Below are 15,059 nucleotides of genomic sequence, written 5' to 3'. Positions count from 1 at the left end.
TGGAACGTCACGCAAACGGTTGGTCGATCGACGGCGACGGCGCGGTGAACCAGGCGCCGCCGTCCTCGGTCACGTAGAAATGATCCTCGAGACGGATGCCGAAGCGCCCCGGGATGACGATCATCGGTTCGTCGCTGCAGCAGTTGCCGGGCGCAAGCGGCGCCTGGTTGCCACGCACCAGATAGGGTGCCTCGTGGATGGCCATGCCGCAGCCGTGTCCGGTGCGGTGGGGCAAGCCGGGCAGGCGATAATCCGGCCCCAGGCCGCCGGCCTCGATCACGCGACGCGCGGCCGCGTCGACATCGGCACAGGCCACGCCGGGCCGTACCGCGTCGAAGGCGGCCTGTTGCGCGGCGCGCTCCAGGTCCCAGATGCGCGACTGCTCGGCATCCGGGGTGCCGAAGACATAGGTGCGGGTGATGTCGGATTGGTAGCCCGCCACGCTGCACCCGGTGTCGATCAGCACCACCTGGTCCTGTTCGAGGTATTGCTCGCCGGGCACGCCATGCGGGAAGGACGTGGCCGTGCCGAACTGCACGATGCAGAAGGTGGACCCGTTGTCCGCGCCGAGCGCGCGATGCGCGGTGTCGATGAAGCGCTTCACCTCGCCCGCGGCAACGCCTTCGTGCAGCATGCCGGCGGCCAGGGCCTGCACTTTCAGCGTCATCGCCGTGGCCTGCTTCATCAGCCCCAGCTCGGCGGGCGACTTGCAGGCACGGCAGCCGTCGATCACCGGCGTGGCATCCACGATGTCGCGCGTACCTAGCGCGGCAGCCAGGCCGGAGAACACGCCGAAGGGTGCCGCCGGGTCGAGCGCCAGCGTGCGTGCGCCACGCGATGCCATGCACGAGGCAACCAGCGCGTGGGGATCCTCGTGTTCTTCCCAGAACAGCATCGGCAGCGGATGCGCCAGTTCGGCCTGCAACGAGCCTTCCTCGAAGGCCGGGCAGATCAGCACCGCATCGCCCTGCCTGGGCAGCAGCATGCCGACCAGGCGTTCCGTGGCGCCCCAGGGAATGCCGGTGAAATAACGCAACGACGTGCCGGCGGTGACCAGCAGCGCATCGGCTCCCGTGGCCTCCAGCAGGCGCTGCGCACGCGCCAGTCGGCCCAGGTATTCGTCGGTGCCGATGCGCGGGGCGAGCGCGGTCCACGGCGTGCACGCGGCGCGCGCACGTTCGATACCCAGGTGTCCGATCTGCGCGTTCATGCGTCGGCTCCCACGTCCGCGGTGGTCCAGCGACCGTCGATCCGGCGCTGCACGCCGCCGGGGTTGCGGTCGCGCAGGTTCACCGGCAGCAGCGCGTCGGGGACGTTGTCGTAGCTGTGCAGCGCGGTGAAGCGATGGATGGCCGCGGGCATGCCGACGGCCGTGAAGCCGGCATGGCTGGTAGCGGGGAAGGGCCCGCCATGGTTCATCGCGGCACTGACCGCCACGCCGGTGGGCATGCGGTTGGCGATGAGACGTCCCACGCGCGGCCGCAGGTGGCGTGCGATGGCTTGCCACAGCGCGTCGTCGCGGCCGTCGGCCGCCCGGTAGAGCGTGCCGGTGAGGTTGCCCTCGAACGCCTCGGCCACGCCAGCGAACGCCGCGTCGTCGTCGACGCGGACCAGCAGGCTGACCGGGCCGAATGCCTCGGCCTGCAGGGCGCGTGCATCCTTCAGGAACGCCTCGGCGTGTACGGTCAGCAGCGTCGGCTGGAAACGGTAGCCGGCGTCCTTGCCCGCGCTGCCGCCGGCGAGCACGGTCGCGCCGGCCGCGGTCAACCCGGCGACGGCCTGGGTCAGGCTGTCGAGGACACCCCGGGAAAACAGCGGCCGCGGCGCGGCTTCGGCGAAACGACGCGTGGCCGCGGCGACGAAGGCATCGCCGGCGGCGCCCGCCGGCACCACGACGATACCGGGATTGGTGCAGAACTGGCCGCTGCCCATGGTGCAGGAGGTGAAGAACGCCTCCGCCAGGGTGTCGGCCTGCTCGGCCAGCGCGCCGGGCAACAGGAACACCGGGTTGACGCTGGACATCTCCGCGTAGATGGACACGCCCGCGGCATCGGCGGCCTGCTTCAGGGCGAGGCCACCGGCACGGCTGCCGGTGAAGCCAATCGCGCCCAGGCGGGGATCGCCGGCCAGGGCCGCGCCCGTCGCGTTGTCGAAGTGATAGAGCATCTGCACCGACGCGGGCGGCAGGCCGGCCGCCTGCACGGCATCGCGCGCGATCTGCGCCAGCCGCCGCGATGTGGACGGGTGCGACGGATGCGCCTTGGCGATCACCGGGTTGCGGGCCGCGATGGCGGACGCGAAATCGCTGCCGGCCACGGCGTTGAAGGCGAACGGGAAGTTATTGGGCCCGAACACCAGCACCGGCTTGCCCAGCGGCGCGCGATGCGCACGCAGCCCGCTGGCGGTATCGATCGTGGCATCGCTCCATGCATGCTCGCGCACCGCACGCGCGGCCTGGCGCAACTGGCCGCTGGCGCGGGGCAGTTCCACCGAGCGCAGGCGTGGCTCCGCCGGCAACGCCGTCTCGGCGGCGGCCAGCGCGACCAGCGTCTCCGCATCGGCATCGATACCGTCGGCGTAGCGCTCGAGGAAATCGGCGATGCATTCCGGCGGCAGCGCCGCGAGGTCGGCGGCGACCGAAACGGCGGCCACGAGGGCCGCCTCCGTATCCGCCGCGCTACTGATCGGGAAAGCCGGCCCGATCGCTTCACCCCGCGTGGGGTCCTCGGCGCGGAACGTCCCGGTGGGCGCATCGGCCGCGCGCCACCGTCCGCCGATCAGTACCTGCGGCTGGTCGCTCATGGATCAGAGCCCCGGCCGGGTGGCGATCGCGTGGTCGATCACCTTCATGGCGTACTCGCGCTCGGCACCGACCACCGGCAGGCGCGGGGCGCGTACGGTTTCGCTGCCCATGCCCACGCGCGCCTGTACCAGCTTGATCAGCTGCACGAAGGTCGGCACCGTATCCAGGCGCAGCAGCGGCAGGAACCAGGCATACAGCGATTCCGCCGCCTTGGCGCCACCGTCGCGGGCCAGCTCGAACAGCTTCACCGATTCCGCCGGATACGCGTTGACCAGGCCGGCCACCCAGCCCACCGCACCCATGCTCACGCCTTCCACCAGCGCATCGTCCATGCCGACCAGCAGCTGGAGGCGATCGCCCACCAGCGCGCGGATGGCGGCGAAGCGACGCACGTCGCCCGAGGATTCCTTCACGGCCTGCAGGTTGGCGTGCTGGCCGGCCAGTTCGGCCATCTGCTCGGGGGTGAAATCGGTCTTGTAGGCCACCGGGTTGTTGTAGAGCATGCAGGGCAGGTCGGTCGCGGCGATCACGGCCTTGGCGTGCGCGCTCATCTCGCGCCAGTCGGTCGAGTACACGTACGGCGGCAGCACCATCAGGCCGGCACAGCCGATGGCCTTGGCTTCCTTGGCAAGGCGAACCGCCTCGTCGGTGGAGAGCGAGGCGATGCCCGGGATCACCGGTGCGCGGCCGTCGAGGGCCTTGACCAGCGTGCGCAGCACCGCCGTCTTGTCGTCGAAGCTCAGGGTGGCCGCTTCGCCCAGCGAACCGAGCGGCACGATGCCCTTGCAACCGGCGTCGATCATCTGCACGGCATGCCTGGCGAGGAAGTCATGGTCGATCTGGCCGTCGGCCGTGAACGGGGTGGTGATGGCGGGAAGGACGCCGTGCCAGAGGGATGCGTTGCTCATGTGGGTGTGCCTCTCAAGGTGAAGGTAGGGAACAGGGAAGGTCCGGCTCGCCCAGGGTGGACAGGCGGGCGGGAAAGAGCGGGGGGCGCGGATCGGTGCGGAAGCCATGGCCCAGTTCGGCGAGCGCGGCGCCGCAGATGCGGCCCTGGCACGCGCCCATGCCGCAGCGGGTGGCGAGTTTGGCGCTGCGTGCGTCGGCATGTGCGCGCACGGCGCCCAGCGTGACGTCCTCGCAGCGGCAGACCAGGGTGTCGTCGCGCGCCAGGTCGCGCACGCGCGGCGACAACGTGAAGTGCCGCTGCAGGTGCGCGGCAAACGCGCGGGCGTGATCGCGTCGGCGCAACAGTGCATCGGGCACGCGGGCACCGGCGGCGGCAAGCCCGGCGATCTCGCCCTCCAGGCGGGCGCTGTCGCGTCCGCCGATACCACAGCTTTCGCCGGCGGCGAAGGTGTCGTCACGGCTGGTGCGCTGGTAAGGGTCGACGACGATCCGTGGATGCACCTCGTTGTCGCCGACGCGCGTCGCGCAACCGAGTTGCCGGGCGAGGGCAAGGTCAGGCACCAGTCCGAAGCCGGCGGCCAGCACGTCGCACGCGACATGCCGCGTGCCGTGCCCGTCGTCGATATCGGCGGCCACCAGCGCCTGCTCGCCCACGGCGGCGGTGACCACGCTGCCGGTGTGATAGCCCACGCCGCGCAGCGACAGGCGCAGGGCGGCGGCCTGCGCGGCCTTGCCCGGCCAGCGCCAGAGCCCGCGGGCGAACGCGTTGATGGCGGTGGCCGGGGCCTGCTCGTGGATGCCCAGCACGATGGCGCCATGCCGGCGCGCGGTGGCTGCGGCGGCCAGCAGCAGCGGACCGCTGCCGGCGACCAGCACACGCCGTCCGCGCAGGGCCCAGCCCTGTTTCAGCAGCGCCTGCAGACCGCCGGCGCCGACCACGCCGGGCAGGGTCCAGCCGGGGAAGGGCAGCAGCAGCTCGCGGGCACCCGTGGCGACCACCAGTGAGTGGAAAGGCAGCAGGTAGCCGCGTCGCGGGTCCTGCAACAGCAACTGGCCGGGTTCCGCGGCGATCACCTGCGTCTCGGGCAGCCACGTCACGCCGCGCGTGGCCAGTGCGCCGTCGATGCTGCGCCGGGCCATGGCCGGGTAGCCGTACGCAATGTCCTGTCGCCACACTTGGCCGCCAGCCGCGGGCTGGCTGTCGATCAGGGCGACGCGATGCCCGTGCGCGGCGGCGGCGGTGGCCGCGGCCAGTCCGGCCGGGCCCGCACCCACAACGGCGATGTCGAAGCGGTCATGCATCGGTATCCACCCTCATGCCCTCGCGCACGGTGACCTGGCAGGCGCGTTGTTGCGCCAGGCCGTCGATGCCCACGCGGCACTCGAAACACACGCCCATGCCGCACACGGCGGCGCGATGCTGACCGCCGACCGAGCGGCGGAACGGGCGTTCCAGGCCGAGCAAGGCGGCGGCGACGCTGATCCGCTCCGGCACCTCGACCGGCAGGCCGTCGATCACGATGCGCACATGGCCGCTCATCGGACCACCCGCGCGGGATCGTAGGGCGAGGCATCGATGGCCGTGGGGCGCCCGAGCAGCTGGTCGATCAGCAGCTGCGCGCTGCCCAGCGAGGTGGTGACGCCCAGGCCCTCGTGCCCGGCGGCCACCCAGGTGTCGGCCATGCCGGGAACACGGCCGAGGTAGGGCAGGCCATCGACGCTCACCGGACGGAAACCGGTCCAGATGCGCACGGCCGACAGGTCGCGCAGGAAGGGCAGGAAACGGAAACTGCGCTGGAGCATGCGCTGCACCATGGCCATGGACACGCCGGCGTCGGCCGCATCGTATTCGCGCGACGAACCGATCAGGATCTGGCCGGTGGGACGCGGCTGCACGTTGAACGCCACGCTGGCCGCATCCGCACCGTGGGCGCTGTCCGCGTAGCCCAGTTCGAGCAGCTGGTGGGTCACCTTGCCGGCATAGCGGTCGGTGATCACCAGGTGGCCCTTGCGGGCCCGGATGGGTAGCGTCGGCAGCAGCTGTGGCAGGGCACACCCGGTCGCGACAAGAACGGGGCCGCGCAGCGTGCTGCCGTCGTGCAGCACCACCCCTTGCGGATAGAGGCTGGCGGCCGTCTGCCGGTGGAGCATGGCGCCCGCGCGCAGCGCACGATCGACCAGATGGCGCGCGACTGCCGGCGGATACACCACGGCTTCGTTCGGAATGCGCAGGCCGCCGGCCAGGCCGGGCGCCAGGGCGGGCTCGTGTTCGTAGAGCGCGCGGGCGTCCAGCGGCTCGGCCTGCACACCGGCCGCGAGGAGGCGACCGAGCTTGTCCGGGATGCGTGCCAGTTCGTCGTCGTTGCTGGCCACCCACAGGGTGCCGCAGCGGCTGAACTCCGCGCCCGGGAGGTTGGCGAAGGCGTCCCACAACCCCAGCGAATAGCGCGAGAGGGCGAATTCGGCCGGATCGTCGTCCATGGCGACCAGGTGGCCCATGGCCGCCGCGGTGGCGCCGCCGCCGATCGCGCCGGGCTCCACGATGGCGACATTGAGCCCGGCCGCGCTGGCCCGTTCGGCACAGGCGGCACCGACGATGCCGGCGCCGATCACGATCAGGTCGAACGTGCTCACGCGGCGCCGATACCCCAGGCCAGCGGGTCGGCCTCGTCGATCAGCAGGGTGCCTTGCATCGTGACATGGGCGCTGCCGGTAATCCGGGGCAACACACCGCGTTCGCCGTGCCGGTAGGTGGCCTCGAACACGCTGCCCAGGATGCCTGCCTGGTGCCAGACCTGGCCCGGATCGAGCTTGCCGTCGGCGGCCAGGCAGGCCACCTTAGCGCTGGTTCCGGTGCCGCACGGCGAGCGATCGTAGGCCATGCCCGGGCAGAGGACGAAGTTGCGTCCGTCGTTGCCGCCCTCGGGGTCGTGGCTGTTGAGTTCGATGTGGTCGATTTCCTGCCCGCCCGCACCGGTGACGCCGGCGTGCTCCAGGCTGGCGCGAATGGCTTCGGTATAGGCGGTGAGCCCGCGCTGGTTGGCCAGCGTGAGCGGCAGCGGCGTTTCGCCGGTGATGAAGAACCAGTTGCCGCCCCAGGCGACGTCACCGGTGATGCTGCCGTAGTCGGCGACATCGACCGACACGCTGCGGCGATGACGGTAGCTCTCGACGTTTTCGATGGCCACGCGGCCGTCGTCCAGCAGTTCGACGCCCACCATGCCCACCGGCGTTTCCAGGCGATGGCGCCCCGGGGTGATGCGGCCCAGGTGCTGCAACGTGCGCACCAGGCCGATGCTGCCGTGTCCGCACATGCCCAGGTAGCCGACGTTGTTGAAGAAGATCACTCCTGCACACGCGGTGGGATCGGTCGGCTCCAGCAGCAGGGCGCCCACCATGGTGTCCGAGCCGCGCGGTTCGCAGGCGATCGCCTGCCGCCAGGCATCGTGTTGCGCTCGCATGCGCTGCAGTCGCGCCGCCAGCGGGCCATCGCCCAGGTCGGGAAAACCGGAAAGGACCACGCGGGTCGGTTCGCCGCCGGTGTGGGAGTCGATGAATTCGATTCGATGCATGGGTCCATGCTCACCGGGCAGCCCCTGCGGCGTATAGAAAGCTTTGCCATGGGTAGATGCGGAATTTGGCATAATTGGCTACAAGTTCGGCAAACCGTGCCGGGAATGCCTGTTTACTTGGCTTTCCCGGTGCGAAGCGGTTTATGATGCATCGCGCCATGATCCAGACGGTCCTGAAACCCGTGCGCAGCTGTGCCGAAGGAGCATCCTTACCATGAAGATTTCCGCCGATGAACTGGAGCCGTTGTTCGATGCGCTGCCCGATGTCGTGTTCTTCGTCAAGGACACCGAAGGCCGGTACACGCACGCCAACCTCACCCTGGTCCGCCGTCTCGGCCTGAAGCAGCGCAGCGATGTGATCGGTCGCGGCGTCACCGAGCTGTTTCCCGCGCTCATGAGTGGGTCCTATGCCGCACAGGATCGTCGGGTGCTCACCGGCGAAGTGATCGAGAACCAGCTCGAGGTCCACATCTTCAGCAACCGGGCACCTGGCTGGTGCCTCACCTGCAAGCGACCGGTGTCCTCGCGCGGCGAGATCCGCGGCGTGATCGGCATCTCGCGCGATCTGGGCCTTCCCGACGGCAAGCATCCGACGTACGAGCGGCTGCGCCGCGTGCTCGGCTACATGCAGGAGCACTATGGCGAGGGCGTGCGAATTCCCGCGCTGGCCGAGCTGGCCGGGTTGTCGGTCGCGCAGCTGGAGCGGCATTTCCGCCGGGTGTTCCAGCTGACCCCGCAGCAGGTGCTCACCAAGTTGCGCATCGAAGCGGCCATGCGCCTGCTCGGCGGCGACGACAACGTCGCGGCCATCGGCATGGCCTGCGGCTTCGTGGACCAGAGCGCCTTCGCCCGGCAGTTCAAGGCCACCGTGGGCATGACCCCGAGCGAATACCGCGCCGTGGCGGCCCAGGCGGCACCGGCGCGCAACGCGCGGGGCGTAACGGCATCCACCTGACGTAGCGCGCGTCAGTCGGCCGGCTGGGCGTCCATCCAGTCCCGCATGAAGGTTTCCAGCGAGACGCGCGGTGGCGGCGTCAGTCCCGCCTCGCGCGCCATTTCCATCGCGGCTTTCAAAAACGCCTGCTTCGCCTGCGCGGAGGCCTGTCGTGCGGCTGCCTGCTTCTGGCGCAGCTGCACGGTGTGGGCTGACGGCTGGCCCGGGCGGGCGAACTTCTGGTAGCGGCGCAACTCGTCGGCCGCCAGCGCCGTGTCCGCGGCCGCCTTGTCCACGGCGGCACGCGCCGTGACGAGCTTCATGTACCACGCGCTCTGCGGGCGCGGGGTCGGTGGTGTGGTCATGGGGCGTCCTGTCGAAGGCGGCGCGTGAAGACCTCGCCGTGGCCGCTCAGCCATTGCGCGATGTCCTTGAGGATATGTTGGGACGGAAACACGCGGCCATGACAGGCCACGGTAATGGCCAGCGCGCCCAGGCCCAGCAGCAGCGCGGCGTGGCGACGTCGTGGCATCGGCAGCTCGGCACGAGGCGCCACGCCACGCACGAACCACACCATGACCGCGACGCCGAGCACGGCGCCGAGCACGACTTCCGACGGGCTGTGCACCTTCAGGGCCAGCCGCGACACGGCAACGGCCGCGCCGAGGCACGTGGCCAGCGCGATGGCGCCGCGGCGCACGAGCGGCGCCCCATCGCGTGCGAGCAAGGCGGCCAGCGACGGCCAGACCAGCAGCGCCAGCGTGGTATGCCCGCTGAAGCCCGTGTAGTCGAGTTCGGCGGGGCCGACGCCCCAGCCCATGAAGAGCAGCTTGGACAGACACACGATGCCGCCGGCGAACACGACCGCGCCCGCCCATCGCCGTGCATCGCGCACGCGCAACGGCGGCACCAGCAGGCAAATACCCGTCCAGGCGATCAGGGGGAGCAGCAGGGCGCTGTCGCCGAAGGCGGTGATGGCGTGCCACGGATTCATGCCATGCCTTCGCGTGTCGCTATCATGTCGGTTGCGTTCGTCGCCACGGCGTCGTCCAAGCCACGGAGTATCGCAGCACCCATGTTCGAACGGATACTGATCGTCTGCGTCGGCAACATCTGTCGTAGCCCCATCGCCGAGTACGTGCTGCGGGCGCGCCTGGGCGATGGCCATCGTACGCGGGTGGAAAGCGCGGGCCTGGGCGCGCTGGTCGGTCATCCCATGGACGCCACGGCGTGCCAGCTGCTGCACGAGCACGGCATCGACGGCGATGTGCATCGCGCGCGCCAGGTCGATCGTGCGCTGCTGCGGCCCTACGACCTCATCCTGGCGATGGAGAAGCGGCATGTGGCCGAGTTGGGGCGTATCGCGCCGGAGGTCAGCGGCAAGGTGTTCCTGCTCGATCGCTGGGGCGAGGGTCGCGACATTCCCGACCCCTATCGCCAGCAACGCGAAGCCTTCGAACATGTATACACACTGATCGACGCATCCGTTTCGGCATGGTTGCGCTATTTGTGACGCGTGTCGTGACGGGAGTCATTTTTCGGCACGTTCGCCTCCTGTAAGGTTTTCGATGCACCCCGGTCGTCCCCCTGTGGGCGCCGGCTCCACGGTCAGTGTTGTCCTGCATCGCTTCGGCCGCCCGCGCGCCGAAAACCGACCTCTACCCGACGGACCCGCCACTGATTTTGGAATGCCCCCTGACCCAACGCGCGAGCGTCGCGCCACGATTTCTGCATGCCGTCGTCTGCGCCCTGGCGCTTTGGCTGGTGGCCGGTTGCTCGACGGTATCGGTCGGCAGCGTCGAAAGCCTGCGTCTCGCGCTGCACGGCGATGCCGTGGATGCCACGCCGGCCTCCGTGGCCGCCTCGCCGTATTTCCAGTTGCAGGTGGATGCGCCGTCGGGACGGGCCATCCTCATCCTGGCGAACACGGCGCATGGCGTGCTCGGCTGGTACGGCGTGGGGCACGACATCGTGTTCACCCGTGACGGTCTGGTCACCCGCACGGTCGGCCTGCCGCAGAACCTCGATACCTCCGTGTTTCCCGGGGCCGATCCGTTCCACGAGGGCTTGCATCGCCTGCACGGCACCACGCGCTACACGCGCCGCATGGACTGGTCCCCGGGCTACCGTTACGGCGTCGTGCTGGACGGGCAGCTGGTGCCCGGGGGCCTGGAAGACGTGACGATCCTGGATACCGTGCGCCGGCTGCGGCGCGTGGATGAAACCCTGGTCGGGCAGGGGGTGCACCTGCACAACCGCTACTGGGTCGACCCCGCGGACGGCTTCATCTGGAAAAGCCGCCAGTACGTGGCCCCGGACTACCCGCTCGAGCTGGTCCAGTTGCGGCCGTATCGCGAGTCGGCCCCGTGAGGCGCTTCAGTTTGTCCGACCGATCTCTTGTCGTGCGGTGGGTGTTCGCCGTCGCTGTCGCTGTCGTTGTAGCGTTTGCTTTCGGCTCGGCGCAGGCGCAGGAGCCGCCTGCGCAGACGATACGGGTCACCGTCGACGGCGCCGTGGGGCATGCGGGTTCGGCCGTCTATCCGGCCGGCGCGCGACTGGCCGACGTGGCCCTGGCGGCGGATATCGCGCCCGATGCCTACCTGCTCGGCGCCGCCTGGTTGCAGCCGGGCCTGCGCCGCGAGCAGGTGCGCCTGCAGGCCGGCCTGGTCTACGAGCTGGGCGCGATTCGCCGCCAGGCCATGGCGCGAGGTGAGGACATCCTGTCGATGCGCGCCGCGGCGTTCCAGGCATGGCTCGCGGCGTTGCCGGTCACCGGCCGTCGCGTGCCGGTATCGCTGGACGCCGCGCGGCTGGAGGTCACCCCGGAAGACAACCTGCCGGTGCACGACGGCGACCGGCTGGTCTATCCGCGTCGCCCGGCGGACATTCGTGTGGTGGGCGCCCTGGACGCGCCCTGCCGGGTACCGCACGTGGCGCTGCAGGATGCCAGGAGCTACCTGCGAGCGTGCGCGGTATCGCCCGCCGCGGATCCGGACACGATCTTCGTGGTGCAACCCGATGGCGCCGTGTTCGCGCAGAACGTCGCCCTGTGGAACCGTGACGCGCCGCGTCCGCTGGCGCCGGGTGCATGGATCTACGTGCCCTTTAATCGCAAGGCGATCGCGGGCGCGGCGGACGACGCGTTCGATCGCGAGGTGGCGGCCTTCCTCGCTACGCAGTGGCCGGACGACGGGGTCCACCCGTAGTGCGCCTGGCTGCCGTTTCCCGCCGTGGGCTTCGCCGCGTCGCGTCGTACGGCGGCCGCGCCTTGCGGCTGGGTGTGCTGGCAGGCGTCGCCTCCGCAGCCGGCGCGCAGGAGGCCTACACGCAGAGCGACTTCGGCGGTGTCGGCCTGATGCAATCGCCGACTGCCCGGATGGCGCAGGAAGGCGAGTTCAGTTTCGTGCTCAGTCGCACCACGCCCTACACGAACTACAACGTCTCCCTGCAGCCGCTGCCGTGGCTGGAGGGCTCGTTCCGCTACACCAATGTCAGCAACCGGCCGTATGGCCCGACGTACTTGAGTGGCAGCCAGACCTACAAGGACAAGTCCATCGACGCCAAGGTGCGCCTTCGCGAAGAGAGCCGCTGGCTGCCCGCGGTGGCCGTGGGTGCCCGGGATATCGGCGGTACGGGGCTGTTTTCCAGCGAATACATCGTGGCCAGCAAGCGTGCGGGGCCGTTCGACTTCAGCCTGGGCCTCGCCTGGGGCTACATCGGCAACCGCGGCGACATCGCCAATCCGCTGGACTTCATCAGCGACAAGTTCGACACCCGCCCCAACAGCGGCACGGGGGCGACAGGTGCCCTCAGCATCAACAAGTTCCTGCGCGGGCGTCCCGGGTTCTTCGGCGGCGTGGAATATCGGTCGCCGTGGCGCTGGCTGGTGCTCAAGGCCGAACTCGACGGCAACGACTACAAGCACCAGCCGCAGAACAACAACCAGCCGCAGCGGTGGCCGGTCAACCTGGGCGCCGTGTTCCGCCTGAACGGCAACGTGGACCTCACGCTGGGCTACGAGCGCGGCCACGTCGGCACCGCCGCGATCAACCTGCACAGCAACCTGGCCACGCATGTGGACCCGCCTAAACTGTCCGACCCGAAGCCGGAGGCCGTGGCGTACACGAGCGTTCCCGTGCGGACCTCCCCGGAGCCGCAGGCCGCGCTACCGACCGCGCTGACGGGCGATAAGGCGGCGGCCGCCGGTGCGCCCGAGCCGGCGCGCCGCGCGCCCGCGCAGGTGGACTGGGCGGAGATGGCCAACGCGCTGGGCAACAACGCCGGGATCGATGTGCGCAGCATCGGCCGGCGCGGGTCCGAGCTGGTCATCCACGGGCAGCAGGATCGCTTCTTCTACGCGGCGGAAGGCGTGGGACGCGCGACGCGCATAGTCGACAACCGGGTGGACGGCACGATCGACTGGGTCACGGTGTCCGCCGAGCGCAGCGGGCTGGCCACCGTGGACACCAGCGTGCACCGGCCCCGCTTCCTCGAACTGCTCGATCACCGGCTGGACCTGTCCGACTTCCGCCGCAGCGTGGAACAGGACCCGGTGACGGCGCGGGACGAAGAGGTGCTGTACCGCGCGCCGCTGCGGCGCTTCACCGGCGGCACGTCGCTCGGCTACCAGCAGAACCTGGGCGGCCCGGACGCCTTCGTGCTGTACCAGGTGTATGCCGCGGCGTCGGGCACGTTCAACGTGACGCGTCACCTGTGGGTCGACGGCGTGCTCTCGGTCAACCTCGCCAACAACTACGACACCTTCCGCTACGACGCGCCGAGCAACCTGCCGCGCGTGCGCACCGACGTCCGCCGTTATCTCACCAGCTCCGATGTCACGGTGCCGAACCTGCAACTGACGGGCACGCGCAAACTGGGCCAGGATCTCTACGGACTGGCCTACGCCGGCATGCTGGAAAGCATGTACGGCGGCGCCGGTGGGGAAGTGCTCTACCGGCCATTCGGCCAGCACTGGGCCATCGGCGCGGACCTGAACTGGGTGAAGTCGCGCGGCTTCCGGCAGGACCTGTCGTTCCGCAAATATCACGTGATCACGGGCCAGGCCACGGGTTACCTCGATACCGGCTACCACAACGTCACCGTGGCGGTGAGCGTCGGGCGCTACCTGGCGGGGGACTGGGGTACCACGGTGGACGTGTCACGGCAGTTCGCCAACGGGACCCGGATGGGCGCCTATGCCACCATCACCAACAAGTCGGGCAGCGCCGGCTACGGCGAGGGCAGCTTCGACAAGGGCATCTACGTGTCCATTCCCTTCGACCTGCTGCTGCCGCGCTCGTCGCGCAACCGCGCCACCTTGTTGTGGCAGCCCCTGCAGCGTGACGGTGGCGCGCGCCTGAACAAGCGTTACACGCTTTACACGTTGACCAACGACCTGGACAGCGACCTGTTCGACAAGAACCTCGGCAGGATCGCCGAGTAGGGCGGGCCGGCGCACGGTGGCGCCGGCCCGCCCTGGTTCAACGTTGCAGCGAACGCCCGCGCCCGATGCCGTAGTACGCGATGCCGGCTTCCTCGACGGTGGCGGGATCGTAGAGGTTGCGACCGTCGAAGATCGCCGGCGTCTTCAGCATGGCCTTCACGCGGGCGAAATCCGGGCTGCGAAAGGCTTTCCACTCGGTCAGCAGCACCAGCACATCGGCGCCTTCCAGGGCGTCGTAGGCACCCTGGCACAGCACCAGGTCGTCCCGCTGGCCGTAGATGCGCGTGGTCTCGTCGCGGGCTTCCGGATCGAAGGCACGCACGCGCGCGCCCGCGTCCCACAGTGACTCCATCAGGCGACGGCTGGGTGCCTCGCGCATGTCGTCCGTGTTCGGCTTGAAGGCCAGGCCCCAAAGGGCGATCGTCTTGCCGGCGATGTCGCCCTCGAAGTGGCCCAGCAGGTGCTCGAACACGCGGTGTTTCTGCGCCGCGTTCACCGCCTCCACCATGGCCAGCAGCCGCGCGTCGTAGCCGTGGCCGCGCGCGATGCGTTCCAGCGCCTGCACGTCCTTGGGGAAGCACGATCCGCCGTAGCCGGCGCCGGGGTAGATGAAGTGATAGCCGATGCGCGGGTCCGCGCCGATGCCCTGGCGGACCAGCTCGACATCCGCACCCACACGCTCGGCGATGTTGGCGATCTCGTTCATGAAACTGATCTTCGTCGCCAGCATGGCGTTGGCGGCGTATTTGGTCAGTTCGGCGGAGCGTTCATCCATCACCACCATGCGGTCGTGGTTGCGGTTGAAGGGGGCGTACAACTTGCGCAGGCGGGCCACCGCGCGCTCGCTGGACGAGCCGACCACGATGCGATCCGGCCGGAGGCAATCCTCCACGGCATCGCCTTCCTTGAGGAACTCGGGATTGGAGACCACGTCGAAATCGATCGCCGCGCCACGCGCCGCCAGCGCATCCGCGATGGTCGCTCGGACGCGGTCGGCGGTGCCCACCGGCACGGTGGACTTGTTCACGACGACGGCGTAGTCGTCGATATGCTCGCCGATGGTGCGTGCCACGCTGAGCACGTATTTCATGTCCGCACTGCCGTCTTCGTCCGGCGGCGTGCCCACCGCGATGAAGATCAGTTCGCCGTGGGCCACGGCAGGCGCGGGATCGGTGGTGAAGTCCAGTTGCCCGGAGGCGTAGTTGCGCGTGACGATGGGTGCCAGGCCCGGCTCGTAGATAGGCACGATGCCTTGCCTGAGTCCTTCCACCTTGGCCTGGTCCACGTCCACGCACACCACGTGGTTGCCCATCTCGGCAAGGCAAGCGCCCGTAACCAGTCCCACGTAGCCCGTGCCGAATATTGTGACCTTCATGGATGTCCCTTCAGACGTCTGGA

The 15,059-nt window shown here is 69.6% G+C and carries 15 protein-coding genes; 5 read left to right on the top strand and 10 right to left on the bottom strand.

Translation table 11 applies throughout. The features are described from left to right. Nucleotides 1-7 precede the first annotated feature (7 nt). From ACVKN3_RS01740 to ACVKN3_RS01710, 7 genes are read right to left on the bottom strand one after another with little or no spacing between them, the layout of a single operon-like run. Nucleotides 8-1,210 (bottom strand): M24 family metallopeptidase, encoded by a 1,203-nt coding sequence (locus ACVKN3_RS01740; RefSeq protein ID WP_354512873.1) that lies wholly within the window; start codon nucleotides 1,208-1,210, stop codon nucleotides 8-10. Next, on the bottom strand, nucleotides 1,207-2,802 hold the full coding sequence (locus ACVKN3_RS01735; protein WP_354512875.1) for an aldehyde dehydrogenase family protein: 1,596 nt from the start codon (nucleotides 2,800-2,802) through the stop codon (nucleotides 1,207-1,209). The genes ACVKN3_RS01740 and ACVKN3_RS01735 overlap by 4 nt, the downstream gene beginning before the upstream one ends. Nucleotides 2,803-2,805: 3 nt before the next feature. After that, nucleotides 2,806-3,711: a dihydrodipicolinate synthase family protein gene (locus tag ACVKN3_RS01730; RefSeq protein WP_285401782.1), complete on the bottom strand. Its 906-nt coding sequence runs from the start codon at nucleotides 3,709-3,711 to the stop codon at nucleotides 2,806-2,808. Nucleotides 3,712-3,724: 13 nt separating this feature from the next. Beyond that, nucleotides 3,725-5,014, bottom strand: coding sequence for an FAD/NAD(P)-dependent oxidoreductase (locus ACVKN3_RS01725; protein ID WP_285401784.1), 1,290 nt, complete (start codon nucleotides 5,012-5,014; stop codon nucleotides 3,725-3,727). Further along, entirely contained in the window at nucleotides 5,007-5,252 is a 246-nt protein-coding gene (locus tag ACVKN3_RS01720; RefSeq protein WP_036141152.1) for a (2Fe-2S)-binding protein, read from the bottom strand. Before ACVKN3_RS01720 ends, ACVKN3_RS01725 begins: the two co-directional genes overlap by 8 nt. Then, on the bottom strand, nucleotides 5,249-6,346 hold the full coding sequence (locus ACVKN3_RS01715) for an NAD(P)/FAD-dependent oxidoreductase (RefSeq protein ID WP_456991060.1): 1,098 nt from the start codon (nucleotides 6,344-6,346) through the stop codon (nucleotides 5,249-5,251). The genes ACVKN3_RS01720 and ACVKN3_RS01715 overlap by 4 nt, the downstream gene beginning before the upstream one ends. After that, the gene (locus ACVKN3_RS01710; RefSeq protein WP_354512878.1) at nucleotides 6,343-7,284 is read right to left on the bottom strand and encodes a 4-hydroxyproline epimerase; all 942 of its coding nucleotides are present in this window, start codon (nucleotides 7,282-7,284) and stop codon (nucleotides 6,343-6,345) included. Before ACVKN3_RS01710 ends, ACVKN3_RS01715 begins: the two co-directional genes overlap by 4 nt. 214 nt (nucleotides 7,285-7,498) lie before the next feature. Here ACVKN3_RS01710 and ACVKN3_RS01705 point away from each other — a divergent pair, with 214 nt between their 5' ends. Then, complete coding sequence (locus ACVKN3_RS01705; RefSeq protein WP_354512880.1) at nucleotides 7,499-8,239, top strand: AraC family transcriptional regulator; 741 nt, start codon at nucleotides 7,499-7,501, stop codon at nucleotides 8,237-8,239. A gap of 11 nt (nucleotides 8,240-8,250) precedes the next feature. Here the strand turns inward: ACVKN3_RS01705 and ACVKN3_RS01700 are convergent, their stop codons facing one another. Continuing rightward, nucleotides 8,251-8,583 (bottom strand): hypothetical protein, encoded by a 333-nt coding sequence (locus ACVKN3_RS01700; protein ID WP_354512882.1) that lies wholly within the window; start codon nucleotides 8,581-8,583, stop codon nucleotides 8,251-8,253. Beyond that, nucleotides 8,580-9,212, bottom strand: coding sequence for a phosphatase PAP2 family protein (locus ACVKN3_RS01695; RefSeq protein ID WP_354512884.1), 633 nt, complete (start codon nucleotides 9,210-9,212; stop codon nucleotides 8,580-8,582). The genes ACVKN3_RS01700 and ACVKN3_RS01695 overlap by 4 nt, the downstream gene beginning before the upstream one ends. A gap of 81 nt (nucleotides 9,213-9,293) precedes the next feature. Between ACVKN3_RS01695 and ACVKN3_RS01690 the strand changes: the two genes are divergently transcribed. The 4 genes from ACVKN3_RS01690 (at nucleotide 9,294) to ACVKN3_RS01675 (ending at nucleotide 13,661) form a co-directional block, all read left to right on the top strand. Beyond that, nucleotides 9,294-9,731 carry a low molecular weight protein-tyrosine-phosphatase gene (locus tag ACVKN3_RS01690; RefSeq protein WP_285401842.1) on the top strand — a complete coding sequence of 146 codons (438 nt, stop codon included), beginning with the start codon at nucleotides 9,294-9,296 and terminating at the stop codon, nucleotides 9,729-9,731. 170 nt (nucleotides 9,732-9,901) lie between these two features. Further along, on the top strand, nucleotides 9,902-10,588 hold the full coding sequence (locus tag ACVKN3_RS01685; protein WP_354512886.1) for a YjbF family lipoprotein: 687 nt from the start codon (nucleotides 9,902-9,904) through the stop codon (nucleotides 10,586-10,588). A gap of 32 nt (nucleotides 10,589-10,620) precedes the next feature. Then, the gene (locus ACVKN3_RS01680) at nucleotides 10,621-11,424 is read left to right on the top strand and encodes a capsule biosynthesis GfcC family protein (protein WP_354512888.1); all 804 of its coding nucleotides are present in this window, start codon (nucleotides 10,621-10,623) and stop codon (nucleotides 11,422-11,424) included. Beyond that, complete coding sequence (locus ACVKN3_RS01675) at nucleotides 11,424-13,661, top strand: YjbH domain-containing protein (protein WP_354512890.1); 2,238 nt, start codon at nucleotides 11,424-11,426, stop codon at nucleotides 13,659-13,661. Before ACVKN3_RS01680 ends, ACVKN3_RS01675 begins: the two co-directional genes overlap by 1 nt. A 37-nt stretch (nucleotides 13,662-13,698) precedes the next feature. Here the strand turns inward: ACVKN3_RS01675 and ACVKN3_RS01670 are convergent, their stop codons facing one another. Then, on the bottom strand, nucleotides 13,699-15,036 hold the full coding sequence (locus tag ACVKN3_RS01670; protein ID WP_354512892.1) for a UDP-glucose dehydrogenase family protein: 1,338 nt from the start codon (nucleotides 15,034-15,036) through the stop codon (nucleotides 13,699-13,701). Between the last annotated feature and the right edge of the window lie 23 nt (nucleotides 15,037-15,059).

It is taken from the genome of Luteibacter sp. PvP120, assembly GCF_054055715.1.
The sequence above is the reverse complement of the archived record's forward strand: the minus strand, read 5'-3'. Positions and strand labels throughout refer to the sequence as shown.